Source organism: Dyadobacter tibetensis Y620-1 (assembly GCF_000566685.1).
In the GTDB taxonomy this organism is placed as follows: Bacteria; Bacteroidota; Bacteroidia; order Cytophagales; family Spirosomataceae; genus Dyadobacter; species Dyadobacter tibetensis.
The window spans coordinates 508,897-531,321 of sequence record NZ_AZQN01000003.1; the positions used below are offsets into that span (position 1 = coordinate 508,897).

The following is a 22,425-nucleotide window of genomic DNA, read 5'->3' on the forward strand; positions in this document are numbered from 1 at the left end:
AATGAGTAGCAAAGGCACTGCACTGGTAATAGGCGGAGGCATTATAGGGTTAAGTTCTGCTTACTACCTCTTGAAGGATGGTTGGCAGATAATCTTAATGGATAAGGGAGACTTTGATGATAATGCCTCACAAGGTAATGCCGGGATGCTGGTGCCGAGTCATTTTATACCCCTGGCAGCACCTGGAATGGTGTCGAAGGGTATCCGATGGATGTTCGATAGTAGAAGTCCCTTTTATGTAAAACCCGCTCTGGATTGGTCATTATTTACTTGGGGGATGCGGTTTTTGCGGAGTGCTACAGCAGCAAAGGTTGAAAGAGCCTCAGCTCCCTTACGAGATTACCATTTGCTTAGTCAGCGCTTGTATCGGGACTTGCAAGCTGAGCCCGATTTTGACTTTAGTTTACAAAACAAGGGTATTCTTATGCTCTATAAAACAGATCATGCTGCACAGGAGGAACTGCAAGTTGGAGCAAAGGCCAGAGCGCTTGGTCTGGACATCGATATCCTGAATGGGAAAGAGGTTCAGGTTTTGGAGCCGCATCTGAAACTCGACGTATTAGGTGCGGTGCATTATCGCTGTGATGCACATCTCAATCCTGCTGTGCTGACTAGCCAGCTGAGGGCTTATCTAGAGCGCAAAGGGGCTATGTTACTATCGCATGCTGAGGTAGCGGGCGTGCGGATAGATCGCGGAAGGGTTACGCAGGTTAGCACCGCCGATTCTAACTATGACACCGATCTGCTGGTCATGACCGGAGGGGCATGGCTTCCGGCACTTGCCCGCATGGCTGGGTTGAACATTCCCGTAATGCCTGGCAAGGGCTATTCAATTACCGAACCCGTGGTAGGGCCTGCCCTGGTACATCCTGCCTTGCTGGTAGAAGCCAAGGTGGCCGTAACTCCCTTGGGCGGATGGATACGCTATGGGGGAACCATGGAGTTGGGCGCTATGGACCATCGCATCAATATGCGTCGTGTAGAAGGGATCGTGCAAGCCGTGCCCCATTACTACCCAGAGCTTAATCCTGAGGTTCCGGCCCCAGAAAAGATATGGTATGGCTACCGCCCTTGTTCCCCGGATGGGCTCCCTTATTTAGGGCGAGCCAAAGGAATTAATAATTTGATTGTTGCAGGCGGACATGGTATGATGGGCATAAGCCTGGGACCGGCAACGGGTAAATTGGTAGCCGAGCTGGCGGCCGGGCGTTCTACCTGCATTAGTCTGGATATATATAACCCCGGGCGATTCCAGTAAACGCTTTTGCTTGTCCTGGTTTTACGATCGTGTATGGGCATTACAAGAATATTGTGTAGTTTAAGGCATCCCTTTGATATCCTAAATTCTAAATAAACTTATGGTCGAACCTAACCCGTCCTTCAAGCCTACCTTAGGTCTTTTCGATGCCACAATGCTTGTGGCAGGAAGTATGATTGGCTCTGGTATTTTTATTGTCAGTTCAGACATAGCTCGAAATACCGGTAGTGCCGGTTGGCTGGTTCTGGTATGGATCATCACTGGATTTATGACCCTCACAGCGGCACTGAGCTATGGCGAGCTTAGTGCTATGTACCCTAAAGCTGGGGGGCAATATGTCTATTTGAAGGAGGCGTACAATCCATTGGTAAGCTTTCTTTATGGTTGGAGTTTTTTTACAGTAATTCAAACGGCAACCATTGCCGCCGTGGGAGTAGCGTTTGCAAAGTTTACGGCCTATATCTTTCCTGTTTTTAGCGAAGATCTGATCGCCTTCGATTTAGGTATTTTGCAGGTTTCATCGGCCCAGCTCCTGTCCATTGTCGTCATAGCCCTGCTTACCTATATCAATACCCGAGGTGTCCATGGAGGGAAGGTCATTCAAACCACTTTTACACTTACCAAAATTCTTAGCCTTTTAGGGCTGATCTTGTTTGGGCTATTATATATGAAGCCTGAAATTTGGGATGCCAACTGGCACAGTCGGGCTAGCTGGGAGCTGCAAGGCCTGGACCGTGATGGTACCATCGCCTCTTATACAGTTATTGCCGCACTCGGGGCCATCGCTGCCGCTATGGTCGGGTCGATTTTTAGTAGCGATGCCTGGAATAATGTCACCTTCATTGCGGGAGAGATCAAAAATCCCCAAAGGAATATAGGATTGGCCTTGGGTTTAGGCACGCTCATTGTTACGGTGATTTATGTGCTTACCAACATTACTTACACCGGCCTTCTCAGTATGACCGATATTGCCTCTGCTAATAAGGACCGGGTGGCCATTTCGGCGGCCAATGAGATATTCGGGACGGCAGGCACCGTTGTAATTGCCCTCATGATTATGATATCGACCTTTGGCTGTAATAATGGACTGATCATGTCGGGAGCTAGGGTTTACTACTCTATGGCGAAAGATGGGTTGTTTTTTAAAAAAGTGGGAGATCTCAATAAGAATTCTGTTCCGGGTTTTGGACTCTGGGTGCAATGCATTATCGCCTGCGCCTGGTGTCTCAGTGGGAAATATGGCGATTTGCTCGATATGATATCCTTCGTAGTCGTATTTTTCTATATGCTTACTATTGCGGGTATTTTTATCCTGAGAAAACAGAAACCCGATGCTCCACGGCCCTACAAGGCTTTTGGCTATCCATTTTTACCCCTGATCTATATGGTCATGGGGACTGCCTTTTGTACTTTACTCATTATTTACAAACCCGAATACACCTGGCCCGGATTAATAATCGTATTATTAGGCATCCCTGTTTATTACCTGATCCGGAAGAAAACCCTAAAAGCTTAAAAGGGCAGAAGCGAAATTTATGTTTTTTTCTTAGTCTATTCTCTTATGCCGAGCGTACAGTTGGTAGCGGTCTTACCCTCAGCCAGAGTCGGTAGGGTGCGCTGATATTTGTTTAACGGAAATTAGTAACCCATGAATTTACGATTTATCACTTGCTTAGGAATATTGATTGGATTAATTTATGGCCCTTTACAAGCTCAGGATCCTGATTTGTCTAAAGTTCCGGGCATAGTAGTGACCCATAGCCCAGCCTCATCGGGCCAATATATAGGATCTCCTAGCCTGGCTATTCTTCCGAATGGGGATTATGTAGCCTCTCATGACTTTTTTGGACCCAACTCAACAGAACATGTAAGCGCCATTTCGCGAATTTTTCGCTCTTCTGATAAAGGTAAGTCCTGGAAGCAGGTTGCCGAAATTGACGGACAGTTCTGGTCCAAACTCTTTGTACATCAGGGGCAGTTGTTTCTGATGGGAACCAACCGCCATCATGGAAACACGATCATACGCCGGTCCTCCGATGGGGGTAGGAGCTGGACCAATCCTGTCGATGAGGAGAATGGCCTTTTGAAAGAGGGGCAATATCATTGTGCGCCCATGCAATTTATATCCCACGATGGAAAGCTTTGGCGGGCCATGGAAGACGCAGCGGGGCCACCCTTGAAATGGGGTAAGCGTTACAGCCCTTTTGTAATGTCTATACCACTGGATAAGGACCCTTTGAAGGCTTCCAACTGGACTTCCACTAATATTTTACGCTACGACTCCACTTATTTGGGGGGGGACTTTGGCGGGTGGCTGGAAGGAAACGTGGTGATCCAACCGGATGGAACTATATGGGACATTTTAAGGGTGGATGACCGATCTTCCTTAGAAGAAAAAGCCGCATTTGTAAAAGTATCCCCGGACGGGAAAACGGCTACCTTCGATCCGACCTCCGATTTTCGTCCTTTACCGGGTGGCAGCAAAAAATTTATGATCCGATATGACCCATTATCCAAGGGGTATTGGATGATCACCAATAATATCCCCGCAGAGGTAAAAACAAAGGTAGGGGTAGGGAACCCTGCTTCTATCCGAAATACTCTCTCCCTCTATTTCTCTACAGATTTACATAGCTGGGATCATAAACGCGTATTATTGCAACATCCAGATATAAAACACCACGGGTTCCAATACATCGATTGGCTGTTCGATGGAAAAGACATCTTATTTTTGTCTCGAACCGCTTTTGATGACGGACTTGGCGGCGCACATAATAATCATGATGCCAACTTTATGACCTTTCACAGAATCAAAAAGTTTAGAAAATAAATCGTGGAGGGAGCCTTTAGGATTATACCTGATTAATGGGCTCCCCCTTCTGAAAAGCGGAAAGATTATCGGCAACCATAGACATAAGACGCTTGCGAGCCTCAAAAGATGCCCAGGCGTTATGAGGCGTAATGATGCAATTAGGAGCGGTAAGGAGAGGATTTCCGGTTTTGGGTGGTTCTGCAGAAAGTACATCTAGTCCAGCTCCGGCTATTAGCCCCTCCCGGAGTGCATCGGCCAAATCTTGCTCGTTAATTAAGGGGCCCCTACCGGTATTAAGTACTACGGCATTCGGCTTCATTGAAGCGAGGCGTGCTTTATTAATGATACCAGTGGTAGCTTCAGTTAAAGGACAATGCAGGCTGACCACGTCGCTTTGCTCAAAAAGACGGTCTAGAGTAACCATTTCAATGAAGCTCTCATCAGTTTTTGAAGGAGTCTTCCGGTAGGCAATTACTTTCATCTCCATTGCCTTGGCTATAGCTGCTACCCTCGATCCAATGTCTCCCAGACCTATCAGGCCCATTGTCTTCCCTGATAATTCTGTAAGTGGAGTTTTCCAGTAACAAAAATCTTCAGCATCCTCCCAGTCACCCCTCTTTACACTCTGACTGTGCAATTCGATATGATTGGAAAGAGCCAGTAATAAGCCGAAAGTATGTTGAGCTACGGAAGCGGGTCCATAGGCCTTTACATTGGTGACAACAATTTCCCGGGCTTTGGCCGCTTCGATGTCAATATTATTGTATCCCGTGGCCATTACACCTATATATTCCAACTGGGGTAGCTGCGAGAGTATTTCCTCGTTGATCACCACCTTATTGACCAATATGGCTTTGGCATTTTTTGCGCGGTCGCCAATCTGGAATTTGGTGCTGCGTTCGTATATTTGAACATTACCCAACCGTTCGATAGGTGCCCAGTCCAAATCACCTGGGTTGAGGGTATGTCCGTCGAGTACTACTATGTTCATGACTTGGGCGTTTTTCAAATGTTCTGTAAGAGAATGGTGCCACAAAGCTAAATTATTTTTGTAACTGCGCCAGCGTCAAAAGTCTGTTTGAAAGAAATCTAATTAAAGGATATCCCTCACTTGTAATAGTAATGCTATTATTAACGATTCGGTTGCTATCTTTGCTAGTAGGTACTACTCACATAAATTTTAAAATATTAAATATGAAAACCTTAACCAAAGAAGCTCAGGAAGCCATCACCCCAGCCATGGCCCTGGAATTACTAAAATCGGGGAATACGCGTTTTGTTGAAAATTTGAAACTGAACCGTAATTTGCTGCAACAGGCTAACGAGACCTCCGATGGGCAACATCCTTTTGCGGTGATTTTAAGCTGTATCGATAGCCGGACCTCCGCTGAACTTATTTTTGACCAGGGGCTAGGAGACATTTTTAGTGTTCGGATTGCAGGAAATATAATCAACGAGGATATATTAGGTAGCATGGAATTTGGTTGTAAAGTAGCCGGATCCAAGATTATTGTAGTATTGGGTCATACCAGCTGTGGAGCTGTAAAGGGTGCCTGTGACCATGTAGAACTTGGAAATTTGACAGGCTTATTGGCTAAAATTGAGCCAGCGGTAGAAGCGGAAAAAACGGAGAAGGAAAACCGGAATTCGAAAAATAGTGCATTTGTAGAGAAGGTTTCTGAAATCAATGTCAGACAAACTGTTGAGGCCATCATGGAACGGAGCCCCATACTGAAAGAAATGATTCAGGACGGCTCAGTAGGAATCATAGGAGGCATGCACGAAATTGCTACAGGAAAGGTTACTTTCTTCGAGGACGATTTAGTAAACCATGGTTTATAAGTTTTCATAGGTTAAAACCGGGATTCTTTCCCGGTTTTAACTATATTGAGTTCTCTATCTTAAACTGCTATAAGGAATACTTTACACCCTGATTTACCATGCCTGTCCCATCCCAAGGAACTCAAGTGATTCTTCCGGCAATTGCCGTAGCGATTTTTAATGAGAAAGGCGAGATATTGTTGCAGCACCGCAGAGATGTGGGCCAATGGGGTGTCATCTCCGGACACGTAGAATTTGGTGAAAGTGTAGAAGAGGCTGTTCTCCGAGAAATTTATGAAGAAACGGGAGTGGATCAGGCCAAGATATTAAGCCTTATCGGGGTCTACTCTGCACCTGAGTCTCAGACTTATCATTACGGAGAACGAACTGTTCAATATATTACCACTTATTTTTTGGCTCGTCTGGAGCATAGCCTACCAGAGAGATTTTCCAGTGAAGAGACTCTGGCATTGAAATTTTTTGCCATTGATGCACTTCCCCATAATTTAGCTCAAATGCATGAATCGTGGCTCATAGACGCGCTACATAATTACATGCTCCTTCACAACCGTTAGGATCTGGTTCCGTAAAATCCGGTCCCCGTGGGTTTCGCTTGAAATGGGCGTATTCCCTGAGGGACATTGATTCCTTATTATTACTTCGGATCGATATCCATTGTCCTTGACTGCCTACGAGGGGCTGTCTCCGCTTTTCGTTTCCAATCCATTTTTTGATCTAGGTCAAAAGACATGGTGAGGCTATGCTATACTTTTGTAATCAACAGAAGCCAAAAACTAAATTGGAAAAGGATGAAAAGTAAAAAAGTATCAATTTGGGCCTCGGCACTCCTGATAAGCTGTTCGCTCTGGACTGAGCTGCAGGGCCAGAGTCTGGACCCGGAACTCATTATGCTTATCGACAGAGCGAAGACCAAAAGCCATGCCATAAAAATAAATGATCTGAGCATCGAACAGAATAAACTGGATGCCCAAATGGCAAAGAATACATTTTTGCCCAAATTTTCGGTTAGTGGGAGTTATACACGCCTGGATCAGGACATACGATTTGACAGTAACCTGGAACAATTGCTGACGGGTACTGAGAAGCTCCTTATTAAGGAAGCGAAAGGAGTCCCCTTTAATACGGCCCTTCCTGCAGGGGTTCCTACTTCCGAAATTCCGGCCTTGCTCGACAGAAATGTTTTCAAAAGTGCTGTGGACATGGACTGGGTGCTATTTAGCGGGACCAAAGTTAGTAATGCATTAAAGGCCACCCAGCATAAGGAAAAAGCCCTGCAATATGCCAATACCAAAGAAGAGAATGGGCTGGTTATGAAGATTATTGATACCTATGACAAGTTGGGGCTAGTGGTAGCATCAGAAAAGGTATTGAATAGCTCAGAGGCCTATCTGAAAGAGCAGGAGAAATTTGTAAATGGTGCCGTAGAAAACGGATTGGCAACGCCATTAGATCGTCGCAAGGTCGCCTTGGCCAGGCATCAGCTGGAGACCAAGCGGGTAGGCGTGCAGAATAATAAGAGTCTTCTTCTGGCGGCCTTAGAGCAGTTAACCGGAGAGAATCTGGCAACCTTGACGGGTTTGGAACCGCGAATCGAAAAGATGTATGTAGACATGCAAGCCGAGGATTCCAGACGTTCGGAACTACTAGCACTCGAAGAGGTAATCAAGGCCACCGATTATCAAATCAAAATGGAAAAGAGTCAATACATTCCGGCTGTGGCAGCACGCGGACATTATGAAATATTAAAAAACGACCTTTCGCTTCTCGATCCCAATTGGTACGTAGGGGTAGGAGTCAAATGGAATTTATTTGACGGAAATGAGGCCAGAAATAAGGCCAGAAAGGCCACCGCAGAGAAAATGAAATATGAGCAGCAGCTTCTGGAAGCCGAGGAAATGATCGCCCTTAGCCAGACCAAGGCGAAGCTTTCATTAGCATCTGCCAATAAGAAGATTGAGATGAACGAAGAAGAGGTTTCATTAACCAGACAGATGTACGAATTTGTGGACAAGCAGTACCGTAACGGTCTGACCACGGTTACGGAAGTAGTGGAAGCCCTTAATGATGTCGAAAAGGCAGAGTTTAATCTTTATACGGCCTACTATGAGCAGCGCAAAGCCGGAGTAGATCTGATGCAAGCCAAGGGGCTCTTACAAACAATTTCTCAATAAGAATTCTATTTCAATCATGATACATCATTCCATGCATAAGATACAAAAGACCGTTCTGGCAGCCTCACTTGCCACTATTCTTGTAAGTTGTGGTAACAAAGACAATAGGGTTACAGACCTTCAGGGAAAGGTAAAATTTGAAACCATTTCAGTTACGAGTAAGGTTACGGGCCGCATCGCCGAGCTTTATGTGGTAGAAGGGCAAAAGGTAAAAACGGGAGACACCCTGGCCTTTCTGGATGTTCCCGAGGTAGGGGCGAAATTATTGCAGGCTGACGGTGCCTTACAGGCGGCCCAGGCGCAGTTAGAAATGGCCTATAATGGGGCTACCTCCGATCAGGTTGGTCAGATTGATGGTCAACTGGAAGCGGCTAAAGCTCAGCTATCTTTTGCTGAGGAGTCATTTCAGAGGGTAGGAAATATGTTTAAAGATTCGCTGATTCCAGCCCAAAAATATGACGAGGCCAAAATGAAACTTAATATGGCCAAGGCGCAGGTGAGCGCCCTGCAAGCGAAGAAGAAAGAAGTAGCAGGGGGGACCCGAAAGGAGCTTATCGAACAGGCTAAGGGTCAGGTGTCTCGAGCCAGAGGGGCTCGGTCCGAAGTGACCATCGCGGCTGATGAGAAGTATATACTTGCACCGGCAGACATGTCTATAGAAACCATTACGCTTCATAAAGGTGAATTGGCCACCCCTGGATATACCCTATTTAATGGATATCAGACGAACACCCTCTATTTCCGGTTTACGGTAAGTGAGTCTAAGATCAATGCGTATAAAACGGGCCAGGATCTGGTTGTGGTGAATCCCTATACCAAGCAGGAGGTGGCTGCCAAAGTGATTGCCATCAAGCAGCTGGCACGCTATGCCGATGTATCTACTACTTCCCCAACTTATGGGTTGACGGAGGCTATTTATGAGTTGAAGTTGCTGCCCTTAAAACCGGAGTCTACTGATAATCTGTATATCAATTCTACCGTATTACTGAAGTAAATGAGCGATTATGAAGACTTTTATAGGCCTTTTAGGTCAAGAATTTAAAAGAATATTTTCCAATAATGTGCTGGTAGCCATTTTTTTTGGTGCTCCCATCCTCTACGGTATTCTGTTTGGATATGTTTACCAGCAAGCGAAGGTACTCGATTTGCCCATCGTAGTCGTCGACCAGGATGGAAGCCCTACTTCCGACAAGATTATAGACGCCCTGGGAGATACGGAAACCTTGGAAATTGTGTCTTTGCGCAAAAGCCCGGAGGGGCTAGCTCAGGAGATGCCTGGCATGGGTTATGCTGCTGTGGTGACCATTCCTTCTAATTTTGAGGCTGAGTTATTACAAAAGCGTTATCCGGAATTGCATGTTGACCTTAATATGGGGAATATACTCAATGCTAACTTTGCAAGTAAGAGCATTCAGACCGTTTTGGCTACCATTAATGCAGGCGTGGAAATACAGGGCTTGCAGAAACAAGGGTATTCTCCAGAGCGCGCTCAGCAAAGTTATGAACCCTTTAAGGTGAACTTTAATAAACTCTATAATTCCACAGGAAACTATGTGACTTTTATGTTGCCGGGATTGATTGCCGGGATAATGCAGCAGGTAATTTTTCTTGCATTTGCGCTCGTCTTTGCGCGCGATTTCGAAGACCGCTATTTTTCTAAGTTGGTGGGCGTGAGCAAGTCCTCTTTTTATCATGTATTTCTCAAGGTAGCTCCATTCCTTTTGTTTATTCCAATAATGTGGACAATAGTAGGTAGCTTCTTCCCATTTTTTAGAGTGGAAGTGAACGTGTTTAATCCTGCCATGCTGGTATTAGTGATTCTCCTGTCGACGGCAGCCATGTTTATAGGAATGCTATTTTCTATTCTCATTCCCAGCCAGCTAAAGGCTACTGAGTTGTTGATGGTTATCTCGACTCCGGCATTTGTACTGAGTGGGTTCACTTGGCCGCGCTCGGCCATGCCTGCCTGGGTGGATAGCTTTGCCCAAGTCATTCCCTTGACACACTTTTTAGAAGGATTCAGGAAGATAGGGGTTTATGGAGGAACCTTGCAGGATGCGCAACAAGAAATCAATGCCTTAGCCATCATAACGGTAGTTTCTCTCGTACTGATTCTCATATTCTTACAGCTGAAGATACGTAAGCAGGAGCGAATGGATGCTGCTGAAGCTGGCGAAGCCCATTCATAAAACGGTATAAAAAAGAAACACCCCCTGCTAGCTGCCAGGGGGTGTTTCTTTGGAAATGATTTATAATCTGAGGTCAATTAGTACTGGCACCTCCCGCCTTACCAGCTCCTTCCATTTGCATGGGGTTCATGGAGCGGCTGCGCTCTTGCTGGCGGTAAAGCTCAAACCGGGTCGGTTTGGCAATACGTGGGAAGGAGTTATTTTCGGTATCAATATCTGCGATTTGTGAATAAGGATCCAAGGTCCATTGAACTACGCGCTTTTTGGTAGTAATCACCTTGGATATCGCTTGATTATTAAAGCGCCAGATTTCTGCCGGATAGGTAGCTACTGAATCCGTACCATCTTCAAATACCATTTTTACGATCACTGGCATTACCAGTCCTCCCTTGTTTTTTACAGTGAGGGTATAAAAATTCGTATTTTCTTTTATCAGTTCCTGTTCGGAGTCGGAAAGACTCGCTTTAAACTGTTCGTAGCGTTGACGGTCAGCAGCTGTCACCTTAAAGGGGTCGTAGCTGTTATAAAAGTCGGCCATGGTAGAATCTTGGGCGACAACCGTCTCATTCATGGTAGCCTTATCACGTATCTTGGATATTGTATTTTTACGTGCAGCGTCCTCTTTACGGGCAAGTTCTTTCTCTATCTCTGGGTCCTGGGTATTCATACTAAACCAGTCAACACTAACCAGATCCTGATCCACAGGTTCGGTGCCATAAAACCAACCCTTCCAGAACCAATCCAAATCCATACCAGAAGCATCTTCCATGGTCCGGAAGAAATCAGCCGGGGTAGGGCTCTTAAATTTCCAGCGATTGGCATATTCTTTGAAAGCATGATCGAAAAGCTCCCGACCCATTACCGTTTCTCTCAGGATGTTTAGTGCAGTGGCAGGCTTGGCATAGGCGTTAGGCCCCAGTCCTATTACGTTTTCGGCAGAACTCATAATGGGAGAGAGCATAGATGGATCCGATGACATATAGTCGGTAATCTGATTAGGTTCTCCACGACGGGTAGGGTAATTGAAATCCCATTCTTTCTCTGCTAAATATTGCATAAAGGTATTCAAGCCTTCATCCATCCAGGCCCACTGACGTTCGTCGCTGTTGACAATCATGGGGAAATAGTTGTGGCCAACTTCATGAATAATCACGCCAATCATACCATATTTAGTGCCTTCACTGTAGGTTCCGTCGGGCTCGGGGCGTCCTCCATTAAAGCTGATCATCGGAAATTCCATTCCACCACCGGCAACCGCATGGCAGGATATTGCCACAGGATAAGGATATTCAAATGTCCTGTTGCTATACGAAATCAAGGTATGTTCCACGGCGCGGGTAGAATACTGCTCCCAAAGCGGATTGCCTTCTTTTGGGTAGAACGACATGCACCATATTTTTCTACCAGTCTTATAGACATCACTTTGCTTGGCATCCCAGATAAACTTGCGGCTGCTGGCAAAAGCAAAGTCGCGGACATTTTCGGCCTTATAGATCCAGGTTTTTTTACCCGGGTTTTTATTTTCTCTTTTTTCTGCCTTCTCCGCTTCTTCTTGGGTGACAATAATTACAGGGGTAGGGCTGGTTTCAGCCTTTTTCAGCCTTTGCTTTTGCGTGCTTGTTAGCACCTGATTATAGTTTTGGCATTCGCCACTGGCGGCCACGACATGGTCGCTAGGGACGGTAAGTGCTACCTTATAGTCACCGAAAATAAGAGCAAACTCGCCCTGGCCCAGGAACTGCTTATGGTTCCAGCCATTGACATCGTCATAAGGTGCTAAACGAGGAAACCAGTGTGCAATAAAATAGGCAGCATTGCCATCTTTAGCAAAATATTCATAACCACTTCTGCCGTAATATTCGGTAATATTAAAAGCCCAGTCTACTGAGAAAACAAGGTTAGTCCCAGGTTTCATGGGTGTAGGCAGGTCAATCCGCATCATCGTATTATTGATGGTATAGGGAAGTGCCTTTCCCCCTTTATCCTTTACCGTCTTAATTTCATAGCCATAGCTTTTATTCGGATCCAGGCTAGAACCACGACCGTTGTTCATGGCCGCCAGTTGGCCAGGACTCATTCCTTTCGGGTTGATGGCTCCTGTTCTGGACATTCCTGCTGTACCATCTGCTTTGAATAAGTTTTGCTCCAGTTGTAGCCAGATATACCGCAGCTCGTCCGGCGAATTATTATAGTAGGTTATAGTCTCCGATCCCGTGATACGACGGTTTTCCTCGTCAAGTTCTGCCTTGATATCGTAGTCGGCGCGCTGCTGCCAATACTCCCGCCCCGGGGCTCCGGAGGCCGTTCGATATGTGTTAGGCGTGGGTAGAGTCGTTCCTAACTGCTCGAACTGATCGTTTGCTTGATAGTTGGGGTTGGCAGGCAGTTTTTGGGCTGAGGCATTGACCGCTATCCCCAGGGAGATAAGTAAGATGAAAATTCTTTTCATGTTGTTGAATTGTTGATAGATGTGGTAGGTTAATTGGCGGCAGAACTAAAAAGTTGATGTAAGTAATCGTTTTGGATAATCAGTGAAATAGCCATTCCGGCAATAATTCCAGAGATAATAAGGTTCCAGGTTGCCCGGGGCACTCGCATCATTTCGACTAATACAAAGGAAATAGATAAAAAGATGAGAACGATGATGAGCTGTCCCAGTTCAAGACCTAGGTTGAAACCCAACAGAGGCATGAAGATATCGGCTTCACTTCCCAATAGCACCCTAAGATAATTAGAAAAACCAAGGCCATGAATGAGGCCAAAACCGAGCGCTAAAGGATAACGATAGTTGAAACCGGACTCTTTAGGAGCAAAAGTAAATTTAGGCGGCAGGTAAAAGAAATTGGCAATGGCCGTGATGAGAATGGTGATCGGGATAAGAAACTCGATAAGGTCTGGATCCAAAGAAACCACATTAAGGGTTGCCAATGCAAGGGTAACGGAGTGACCTATGGTAAAGGCGGTGATCAGGATAAAGATCTTTTTGAAATCCACCAAAGTATAAATACTACAGAGTGCCATTATAAATAGAATATGGTCATATCCGTAGGAATCGGTGATATGCTCGAAACCGAGTGTCAGGTAAGCTTGGAATTCTGACATTAAAAAAGGGTAAATTATAGTTGTTAGGAATAGATAGTTGTCAAAACAAAAATTTATGGGCTAATATATTTTAAATCGTTCAGTAAAACAAAATTAAGTAGGTAAGCGGTGGTCTAAAATCAAGAAAGACCGGGAGCAATCGCCCCCGGCCTTTCTAAATTCTGACACCAATTATGTAAAGTCTATATTATTTCTGTAGATCGTAATCTGTGTTCTGAGGGTCGAAGTTCGCCCATTTGTCTGTCCAGTCGGTAGTTCCGAAAGCACCCACGTAAGTGGTAGATTCAAAACCTGCAGGAAGAGTAGCTCCACCTGTTAACAGCGGTGAGCCTGTCTGAGGCAAGATTCCTGGCTTAGCAGTAAGTGAGTTAAAGCCAGCAGGTAGTTTAAGGTCGGCTTCGGCCATTACCGCGTTTTTAGCAGATGCTCCAAGGAATATTGCCTGGGTAATTCCTTCAATTGAACCTTGCGATTGAGTTCCTGACAGTGCCAATACAAGACCTTCCGTTTTGATAAGGCCTGCTGTGAAGTTCGCTACTGACTCAGCTCCTTCAACACGAAGTCCCGTTCTTGGCCAGGCACCGGTGATAGCGCTATTGTATACTGAAATAGCGGAGTTTTTACGAATCCTTATTGCCGAAGCGAATTTGGGGTCAACAGTTCCTGCGGCCATAGCCATGGTGATGTTGGCAAATTTGGCAGAAGTCTGAGGTGTAGCGGCTGAGCCATTACCATCGTTGTCCGACTCGAATCCGTTGGAGTCACCAGCCTGATCCGCTACAGCCGGATCGCGAAGGATCAAACCATACTGTACCAATCCGCTGAATCCGTTGTCAGTATCGAAATCGTCATCCAGTCCTCGGTAAGCGATAAGGTGCTTGGCGTTTACTGTTCCACCGAACCACTCGAATGAATCATCACCACTGTAAGATACCTGTACATAATCAACCTTTGTTCCGCTACCTACACCACCGAAGGTAAGACCGTTGATCTCCTTGTCGGTTTCGAAGGCGATACCTGCAAATTCGATACGGATATATTTCAATGAACCGGAGTTATCGGCAGCCTCTGTTCCACCAAAAGGTGATTTGTTTTCTCCCTCTATCACTGCTCCTGCCTTGTTTACGGGAGCTTTACCAAGAAGTACTAAACCACCCCAGTCTCCAGCCTTACGCTGACCCTTGGGTTGGTTAGAAGTAAATACGATGGGCTTATCAACCGTACCTTCGGCCATAATTTTGGCTCCTTGCAGAATGATTAATGAACCTTTGGTGGGTTTGTCGCCCTTGATTACGGTTCCAGGCTCGATCGTCAAGGTAACGCCCGCGGCCACATATACAAAACCTGAAAGCAGATATTGGTTGTTGGCAGTCCAAGTTGTATTTTGTGTAATTGTTCCAGTTACTACTTTCGCTTCTCCTACTGGTGTCACTACGATCGGATCGTCGTCATCACTGTTGTTACAAGATACAACTCCAAAAACCGAGATTCCCATTACTAACAAGCTGAATATTTTACTTGTCTTTTTCATACATTCGATGTGTTTAATTGACTAACTATTGAAATTGTAGATTGGGTATTAAAACTTGTAGGTAAGTCCAATGGTAGAATAAGTCCCCTTTCGGTAGGTCTGATAGGCTTCATCTACTGAGGTGATTTTTTTATCTCTGTTGCTGTCCTGGATCAGACGGTAGGGTTGGTTCAACAGATCCTGGATGCCTAATTTGATCTCCAGATGTTCTCCTATGGTCTTAATCAGGTTCAGGTCGATAACATTCCGCTGCATCTCGTATACCGTAGGCTGAAGATCGTTATCGCCCACCAGGAAGATACGCTTGCCGACCACATTGTAAAGTGCATTTACAGACCAACCGCTGTTAACATTATTATAGTAGATACCGGTGTTGATCAGGTAGGGCGATTGTCCCTGTAGCTGACGGTCATTTTCCTGGTTAGAGAATCCTGTTTGCACATTACTATGTATATAGGAAGCGTTTAAAAGCAAGGTCAGGTTGTCTACAAAGTTGCTGGCCGTAATTCCTTTCAGCGATTTACGTATTTCAAGCTCTGCACCCATAGTAGCTGCCGATTCGGCATTGTCTACATAATAAGAAATTCCGGATCCGGCATAGCGAATAGTCGCTTCGATGGGGTTGGTAAAATGTTTGTAGAATACAGCAAACGAGAGTAACTCAGCAGGAGTAGGATAAACTTCGTATCTTAAATCCACATTCTGAATGGACGGTGTTTTCAGGTTCTGATTCCCTACTCTGGATACGTCGAAGTTGAAGTCATAATAAGTAAAGGGGGCCAGCTCTCTGAACTCAGGACGGTTGACCGACATGCTATAGGCAAGGCGCAATAAAGAAGTCTCTGTAAAGTTATAGGCAAAGTTGGCCGAAGGCAACACGCTTAATATAGGGTTGTTTACATTGATCTTGGCGCCGGCTCCACGTTCACGACTCTGAAGTTTTTGCGTATTATGCTCAAGTCTTACTCCAAAAGATGCGTTAAGTTTAGTGGTGAAAGGAATATAGCTACCTACATACCCTGCATAAAGGCTACTTTGGGCGTCATAACGGTCATCCGTATTGGTCCGGTCGCCATAATACAACATATCAGCACCAATATTCTGAGAACCGAAAAGCTGATCGGCAGGCTGAGACAAAATCTCGTTGGATACTCCACCACCACTGGTCAGGTTAAACCAACGTGCCTTAAAAGATCTGTTCTTATACTCTCCATACAATCCGGCACGTAGCTTGATTTGCATTTTTTCGTCTCCCTGGTAGGCCGCACGTTCTATTCTGTGCTCAAAGTCGGTGCGGAAAGAGCTGGTATATTCGTTCAAGGTAGAATAGAAACGGGCTCCACGAGTTAAGCTGGCGTTGCTTCCTGGAACAAGTTCAACCCGAAACGGATCGTTAGAACCAATAGCCCGGCTCGAGATAAAGCGGCGGAAGTCTGGTTCGTCGCGGTGGGTAAGCCCGAAAGCGCCTAACCATTTCACTGTAGTCGCATCCGAAAGTTCGTGTGTTCCCCCCAACTGTCCGGAGTAAATGCTTTTCGATTCGTAACGGAAGGCGTAGTTTTGAAGCTCTGTGCTGTTATCCGTGTTGTATCCCTGACGGAAGGTCGTCTCTTTATTGGAAAGCTGATTGAATAAGTTTCTAAATTCAATCTTGTGATTCGGATTGATAATATAAGACCAGTTAGACAGTACCCCCAGACGTACATTCTGCTGATACATCTTATCGTTAAAATGGGACAGAATTTCAGACTTTTGGTTATCCTCATTAAAGTTCAGATAGCGGTACTGAGTGTTTTGAATGGACTGATTGGTATTGGAGTAGTTGATATTGTTGAAAGTCGTCAACTTGGTATCTCCTAAGTGGAATGAGCGGTTATAACCTAGTGAGGCACGAAGGTCGGGAGCCACATTCTTGTTTTTCAGGGTATAGAATTCAGGAAGGTTCCTGAAGGCGTTAAGACTCGTTTCTGAAGGTGTGTTTTCCGACTGCAACGTAGAGGTCTTAGGGAAGTTATTGGGCAGTAAACGATCACCGGCTCCAAATCCAATCCAGTCCAGAGATGATCCTTGGTAGTCGTTGGCATTTTGGAAAGTCGTTCCTTTTCTGAAACCAGAAGTCAGGCTCAGGGTAAGTCCATCACTATCGGGTACAGTTTTGGTATAAATCTTGATGATACCTCCTGCAAATTCGCCTGGGAGATCAGAAGATCCTGATTTGTAAATCATCATCCGGTCGATGGCAGAGCTTGGTATCAGGTCAAAGGAGAAAGATTTTACATCTACTTCGGAGGAAGGTGTGATGGCGTCGTTGAGCATTACGGTGTTGTAGCGCTCGCTAAGACCGCGAATAATCACGAATCGGTCGTCCTGAATCGACACCCCTGGAACCCGGCGGATTACCTGCGAAGCATCTCTATCCTGTGATTTTTGAATTTGCTGAGCAGAAATCCCTACAGCAATCTGCTCGGCTTGCTTGATCTCGGTGATTACTGAAACATCCGTAAAAGTCTGGCGCTGGCCTACGATCTTAACTTCAGTCAAGTTAGCAACATCCTCTTCTATGGTGGTGTTGATTAATATAGCCTGATTGGGGTATACCGTAACAGGAATTTCTTTTGATTTGTAAGATACGTAAGAGACAATTACAATCTGTGGTCCGGTAGGGATACCTGTTATTTCGAAATTTCCCTCGACATCGGTGGCCGTACCCATGGGAGGAGTGCTGCCTTTGAGGATTACACTGGCACCAATTACGGCTTCCTTGTTCTGGGAATCGATGATGCTGCCTTTGATTGATCCCGTTTGTGCAAATGCGTTAGCCGCACAAACAAAGAAAAATAGAATTGATAGAAATCTTGTGGTCATATTGAAGGTGTCATTATTTATGCCACAAAAGTAGATTCCCAATATTACCCCAGTGTTAAGCCAATATTATCGCTCGGTTATTTAAAAGTTTGAGAATTATTGAAAATCAAGTATTTATAAACATTAGATGATTCCTCAGGTCGCTTTAGGCTTATTGCAGCCATTTTCTGTAATTCTTTCGGCTAAGGAATGCTTTATTTAAAAACTGGAATGATAAATTCCTTGTCGGAAAATTTGAAACGTACAATTTTTTCAGTACCCTTCTATTACTTTACATTCTATGCCTCCAGGCCTAAGGTCGAAAAGGAGGTCTGCCGCCATTTTGGAGTAGTCTTCTGGCGTATTCATCACTGTCGGCAACTGTCGGCATAGTAGTTCTTGGGTAGAATGGAATTTATATTCAGCGTTTTTACAACCATTACCTTGATTCGGCGGTCAAGTGGAGTAGTAGTTCATTTTAACCCTATTATCATGAAGTTTCCGCTATACACGATCATTTTCCTACTGTCCCTTCTCGTTATTGGTTGTTTCCCCACAAGGGTTGATTCGCCAGAGCCTATTATTGATCCTAAGTCCTTGGTTCTCGTTAGTTCTGATAGCATCGGTGTAGGGCAGTATCTAGGACTTGGCGTCGGGGTTCAGGCTCCAGCTGTTTACCAGGCCATTCAGCAATTAACATCAACTGAAGGTATTACTTCCATCAATATCGTAGGCAACAGTACCCATGATCTGGAGACAATCGCTTCGAGGCTACCCTTGTATCAGTATATTCTTTTGGATGAAAATAAGGGGACCGATTCAGGGCTTCAAATAACCCTCGAAATGGCTCAGGTCAAATCTCTCTATCTAAACAGTGGTCAGGCGCTTTCAAGATGGCCAGCTTCAGGGAGCGTATCAATTTCACTGGGCGATAAGGCAGATGAGCTTCATGAAAAGCTCAGACAGATCAAAAAGAATAATGCTTTTGCCAGCAAGTTTGAACGTATTTTGTTGCTGACCAAAGATCTCTCCAAGGCTTATGATCCAGCTATGGCCCAGGCTGCGCAGTGGTATTTCCGCTATTCCCCCCAGCCCGGTCAGTATGAGGAGGTACAATTATTCTTTGTAAATGGATATTTGAAATATCTGAATGTGCGAAGGTATAAGGACTTTTCGTAAGTAATATCCAATAAATTGAGCCTGCATCCTGCCATGAGCTACGGATGCAGGCTCATAGTTTTACTCTACGATGCCATTTCCCCCTTTGGCTTCAAATTTGTCAAGGTCATATACGAACCCGTTGATGACAGCATACTTTACCTGATCTCCTTTTTTGAGCAGGAACGTGGCCGTGGACCCGAGTCCTGGTGTTCCTACCGGAGCCGATTTGTTATTGCGTAAGATATGAAATGGGGCGGGCGTAAAATATAATCCTAGGTTGCCCCCACCATTCGTGGCTGTGAGGCGGATATAGGTATAGCCCTGTTTGAGCAGGCTAAGAGCGTTTAGTTTGCTCACTTCCGAAATGCTTTTATAGGCGGTGGGGTAAACTTTCCCTCTTTCTAAGGTGAGTCCTGCTGCGTCGATTTCCATGCTTCCAAATTGCGGGCGAAGATCCCCGAAATCCTCTACCTTGCTATAATAGAAAAATCTGCTGGCATTGGCATAGCTTACCTCATTACGATTGATGCCTAGGTCGGTCCGAAAGGTTTTGGCCCCTTGTTTGACCGTTGCATTTCGAACTACCAAATCGTACAGCCAGCGGCCATTTTCAGGAATCTCATAGTATTTCTCTCTGTTCTCCTTAACCAGACTATTGTCGGCAATCGATTCGAAGGCCGAAAGCAGTATCATAAAATTGAGCTTGCGGAGATATTGCTTTTCAGGGTCTCCTACAAAGCCGCCCGACTCGATCAAAACCAAAGTCGTTCCCCATTTCTGAACATTATCGCCAAACCCTCGAGGCTCATGGTCGTCTGCATAACGGCCTACCTTTCCTGGTATATAGCGCTGAAGTTCCCGGTTCATGCCGGTGATTAGCTGCATAGAACGCTCCCGAACCGGATTTATGGAACGTTCATAGTCATAGGCAGTGGCCAGGAAGGAGATGGCGGCAGCTTCTCTACTGCGGCCTACGGAATAGCGTGGGCTCTGGTCGTGAAGGTTAAAGCCATATTCTGGCTTTATAGTATCAACGAGCTTTTTTAGTATAGCCGCTTCTGGCGTCTGCCTGGCGGCGGCATCCCGGTTCATGTCTATGCCCTGTGCGGTTCGGCGCTGGTAACGTTCGGCGCCATCAGGATTGAGCATGGGAAGGAAATAGAGGGTGGTTTTGTCTAAAATTTTCTTGCGGAAATCGTCAAAACCATCATTTTTTCCCTCCAGAAAATTTAAAATATCGAAGCTGGCCATGGTGGCAGTGGGCTCGTCCCCGTGCATTTGAGTCCAGAGTAGTACTTTTTTGGGGCCATGGCCTACCTTTATGGTCTGAATCTTTCTTCCTTCGAAAGATTCTCCCACCTGTTCTACCTTATATAACGGGTGACCTTGTCGTTGCGCGATGAGAGGAAGAATGTCTTTCTGTTTGAACCGACGTTGGGTCAGGCTCTTCTCTTTAAACTGGTTATGGGCTTGAAATAAGCGATCGGACATATTGGTTGCTGGAGTTAGTGCAGTCGAATAAAATAGCAGGGATAAGGCCGCTAAATAGGGGGTCAACACAGAAATCGTGAATTTCATAGCGAAGGTATTAGGAAGTTTTGAGACATAAGATATAATCAGCTGCATTTTAAGTATTGTTCCTTCCCCGTTAGGGCTGCCAGGCGGGCATTAGCATTAGAATTTCTTCCGACTAGGCTGGTTAGTATATTTTTTATAGAAATATATTGATAATTTGACTTTTGTATCACTTTTCTGTGAACTTTACGGAAAGCGTTCAAGCAAAAATCTGGAATGGTATAATTCTAAGCAAATTTTAATATTTAAATTCAAATTACAGTATATATTTTCCCCGAATTTTGACTATATTTGCCGCATGTTAAAATCTGAAACATATCCTCAATTACATCAAAGTCATCAGGCTTAGGGGCGTCTTGGATGATATGTTTTTGCAAGTAGTGTTGTAATAAGGTTGAATACATAGTATCCCAGGAGCCCGGTTCGTTAGAATCGGGCTTTTTTTGTATTTAATTAAATTGCTGTGCTTTTACCTGTTGGGGTTATCAGATTTCCCTTACTTTTATTCCTGGAATTAATTTATTAAGCCCTAAAATGAAGACCGTAATTATCAAATATAACGCTGGTAACGTGCAGTCGGTTATGTACGCCTTGGAACGCTTGGGTGTTTCTTACATTTATACCGACGAGGAATCGGAGATTCGATCGGCCGACCGCGTAATTTTTCCTGGTGTGGGCGAGGCCAGCACGGCCATGGCTTACCTGAAGGAGAAAAAACTGGATTTGCTGATACCAGAACTAAAACAGCCCTTTTTTGGAACCTGTATTGGTATGCAGCTGATGTGCAAGCACTCGGAGGAGAATGATACGAAATGTATGGGAATTTTTGATGTGGATGTGCGACGCTTTTCCGCCATTCCGGGCATTAAGGTGCCTCATATGGGTTGGAATAATATCAGCAACTACGGGAGTGAACTGACCCAGGGCTTGCCCGATAATGCTTACGTGTATTTCGTGCATAGCTATGCGGCACCCATTTGCGAATATACCGTGGCAAGCTGTGATTATATCGTCCCCTTTAGTGCTATGCTGAAGAAGGATAACTTTCATGCGGCTCAGTTTCACTGCGAAATAAGTGGCGGCGTCGGTCAGCAGATTATGGAAAATTTTTTGAAAAACTAAAGGGATAATCCGGACCATCAGGTATACCTTATTTGCAATATTTAGAATATGATTGAAATAATACCCGCCATCGATATGATCGACGGCAAATGTGTAAGATTAACCCAGGGGGATTATGGTAAAAAAACCATTTATAATGAAAACCCTCTGGAGGTAGCCAAAGAATTTGAAGATGCCGGACTTAAGCGCCTGCATCTGGTAGACCTTGACGGAGCCAAAGCAAAGAAGGTTGTCAATTGGAAAATGCTGGAAAATATAGCCTCAAAAACGGGCCTGCATGTGGACTTTGGAGGGGGGGTTCAATCGGACGATGACCTCCGTATGGTCTTCGATTGTGGTGCGCAGCAGGTGACCGGTGGCAGTATCGCCGTCAAAAAACCAGATTTATTTGAAACCTGGCTTAAAAATTACGGTGGGGAAAAAATTATTTTAGGAGCCGATGCCAGAAATGAAAAGGTGGCGGTGAGTGGTTGGGAAGAAGGGACAGAGTTATGGGTTTACGATTTTATAGAACAATATGTTCAGAAAGGAGTGACTTATGCGATCAGTACCGATGTGGCCAAAGATGGCCTACTTCAAGGTCCCTCTTTTGATCTCTATAAAAATATCCAGGATAAGTGCCCGGAGCTGCAAATCATTGCCAGCGGGGGTGTGAGTACCTTGAAAGATGTAGAAAATCTTGCCGAAATGAATATTTACGGGGTGATTATAGGTAAGGCGATTTACGAAAATCGTATTAAATTAAGTGAGCTGAGGCCTTTTGTTAGTTAGCCAGCCCCCAATAGGGACTAGAGAGCCCTACTTTTATTTTATAATCC

Annotated in this window: 17 protein-coding genes; 11 read left to right on the forward strand and 6 right to left on the reverse strand. The window is 45.1% G+C overall.

Features of this window, described 5'->3' with window-relative positions; all coding sequences use genetic code 11:
- The first annotated feature begins 1 nt into the window (after position 1).
- From X939_RS0109250 to X939_RS0109260, 3 genes are all read left to right on the forward strand, one after another.
- Entirely contained in the window at positions 2-1,258 is a 1,257-nt protein-coding gene (locus X939_RS0109250) for an NAD(P)/FAD-dependent oxidoreductase (protein ID WP_025762975.1), read from the forward strand.
- A 100-nt stretch (positions 1,259-1,358) separates the two neighbouring features.
- On the forward strand, positions 1,359-2,774 hold the full coding sequence (locus tag X939_RS0109255) for an APC family permease (protein WP_025762976.1): 1,416 nt from the start codon (positions 1,359-1,361) through the stop codon (positions 2,772-2,774).
- 132 nt (positions 2,775-2,906) lie between these two features.
- The gene (locus X939_RS0109260; protein WP_025762977.1) at positions 2,907-4,088 is read left to right on the forward strand and encodes a sialidase family protein; all 1,182 of its coding nucleotides are present in this window, start codon (positions 2,907-2,909) and stop codon (positions 4,086-4,088) included.
- A 22-nt stretch (positions 4,089-4,110) separates the two neighbouring features.
- Here the strand turns inward: X939_RS0109260 and X939_RS0109265 are convergent, their stop codons facing one another.
- On the reverse strand, positions 4,111-5,061 hold the full coding sequence (locus X939_RS0109265; RefSeq protein WP_025762978.1) for a D-2-hydroxyacid dehydrogenase: 951 nt from the start codon (positions 5,059-5,061) through the stop codon (positions 4,111-4,113).
- Between the two features lie 131 nt (positions 5,062-5,192).
- Here X939_RS0109265 and X939_RS0109270 point away from each other — a divergent pair, with 131 nt between their 5' ends.
- The 5 genes from X939_RS0109270 (at position 5,193) to X939_RS0109290 (ending at position 10,272) form a co-directional block, all read left to right on the forward strand.
- On the forward strand, positions 5,193-5,912 hold the full coding sequence (locus X939_RS0109270) for a carbonic anhydrase family protein (protein WP_084299392.1): 720 nt from the start codon (positions 5,193-5,195) through the stop codon (positions 5,910-5,912).
- Positions 5,913-6,010: 98 nt separating this feature from the next.
- Positions 6,011-6,466: an NUDIX domain-containing protein gene (locus X939_RS0109275; protein ID WP_025762980.1), complete on the forward strand. Its 456-nt coding sequence runs from the start codon at positions 6,011-6,013 to the stop codon at positions 6,464-6,466.
- A 234-nt stretch (positions 6,467-6,700) separates the two neighbouring features.
- A complete protein-coding gene (locus tag X939_RS0109280; protein WP_025762981.1) occupies positions 6,701-8,083 on the forward strand; it encodes a TolC family protein in 1,383 nt (460 codons plus the stop codon).
- 31 nt (positions 8,084-8,114) lie between these two features.
- A complete protein-coding gene (locus X939_RS0109285; protein WP_052353447.1) occupies positions 8,115-9,077 on the forward strand; it encodes an HlyD family secretion protein in 963 nt (320 codons plus the stop codon).
- 10 nt (positions 9,078-9,087) lie between these two features.
- Positions 9,088-10,272: an ABC transporter permease gene (locus tag X939_RS0109290; protein ID WP_025762983.1), complete on the forward strand. Its 1,185-nt coding sequence runs from the start codon at positions 9,088-9,090 to the stop codon at positions 10,270-10,272.
- Between the two features lie 73 nt (positions 10,273-10,345).
- On the opposite strand, the gene X939_RS0109295 is transcribed toward X939_RS0109290, so the two are convergent.
- From X939_RS0109295 to X939_RS0109310, 4 genes are all read right to left on the reverse strand, one after another.
- Positions 10,346-12,721 carry a M1 family metallopeptidase gene (locus X939_RS0109295; protein WP_025762984.1) on the reverse strand — a complete coding sequence of 792 codons (2,376 nt, stop codon included), beginning with the start codon at positions 12,719-12,721 and terminating at the stop codon, positions 10,346-10,348.
- A gap of 29 nt (positions 12,722-12,750) precedes the next feature.
- Complete coding sequence (locus X939_RS0109300; protein ID WP_025762985.1) at positions 12,751-13,374, reverse strand: HupE/UreJ family protein; 624 nt, start codon at positions 13,372-13,374, stop codon at positions 12,751-12,753.
- A 187-nt stretch (positions 13,375-13,561) separates the two neighbouring features.
- A complete protein-coding gene (locus X939_RS0109305) occupies positions 13,562-14,905 on the reverse strand; it encodes a beta-helix domain-containing protein (RefSeq protein ID WP_025762986.1) in 1,344 nt (447 codons plus the stop codon).
- Between the two features lie 48 nt (positions 14,906-14,953).
- Positions 14,954-17,770: a TonB-dependent receptor gene (locus tag X939_RS0109310; RefSeq protein ID WP_025762987.1), complete on the reverse strand. Its 2,817-nt coding sequence runs from the start codon at positions 17,768-17,770 to the stop codon at positions 14,954-14,956.
- A 471-nt stretch (positions 17,771-18,241) separates the two neighbouring features.
- Here X939_RS0109310 and X939_RS0109315 point away from each other — a divergent pair, with 471 nt between their 5' ends.
- On the forward strand, positions 18,242-18,928 hold the full coding sequence (locus tag X939_RS0109315) for a hypothetical protein (protein ID WP_044198873.1): 687 nt from the start codon (positions 18,242-18,244) through the stop codon (positions 18,926-18,928).
- A 60-nt stretch (positions 18,929-18,988) separates the two neighbouring features.
- Here X939_RS0109315 and X939_RS0109320 read toward each other — a convergent pair whose 3' ends face one another.
- The gene (locus X939_RS0109320; RefSeq protein WP_044199068.1) at positions 18,989-20,488 is read right to left on the reverse strand and encodes a M14 family zinc carboxypeptidase; all 1,500 of its coding nucleotides are present in this window, start codon (positions 20,486-20,488) and stop codon (positions 18,989-18,991) included.
- Between the two features lie 531 nt (positions 20,489-21,019).
- On the opposite strand from X939_RS0109320, the gene hisH reads away from it, so the two are divergent.
- Together hisH and hisA are read left to right on the forward strand one after the other, a co-directional pair.
- Positions 21,020-21,607, forward strand: a complete 588-nt coding sequence (hisH, locus tag X939_RS0109325; RefSeq protein ID WP_025762990.1) for an imidazole glycerol phosphate synthase subunit HisH — start codon at positions 21,020-21,022, stop codon at positions 21,605-21,607.
- 48 nt (positions 21,608-21,655) lie between these two features.
- Positions 21,656-22,378: a 1-(5-phosphoribosyl)-5-[(5-phosphoribosylamino)methylideneamino]imidazole-4-carboxamide isomerase gene (gene hisA / locus X939_RS0109330; RefSeq protein WP_044198876.1), complete on the forward strand. Its 723-nt coding sequence runs from the start codon at positions 21,656-21,658 to the stop codon at positions 22,376-22,378.
- Positions 22,379-22,425 lie beyond the last annotated feature (47 nt).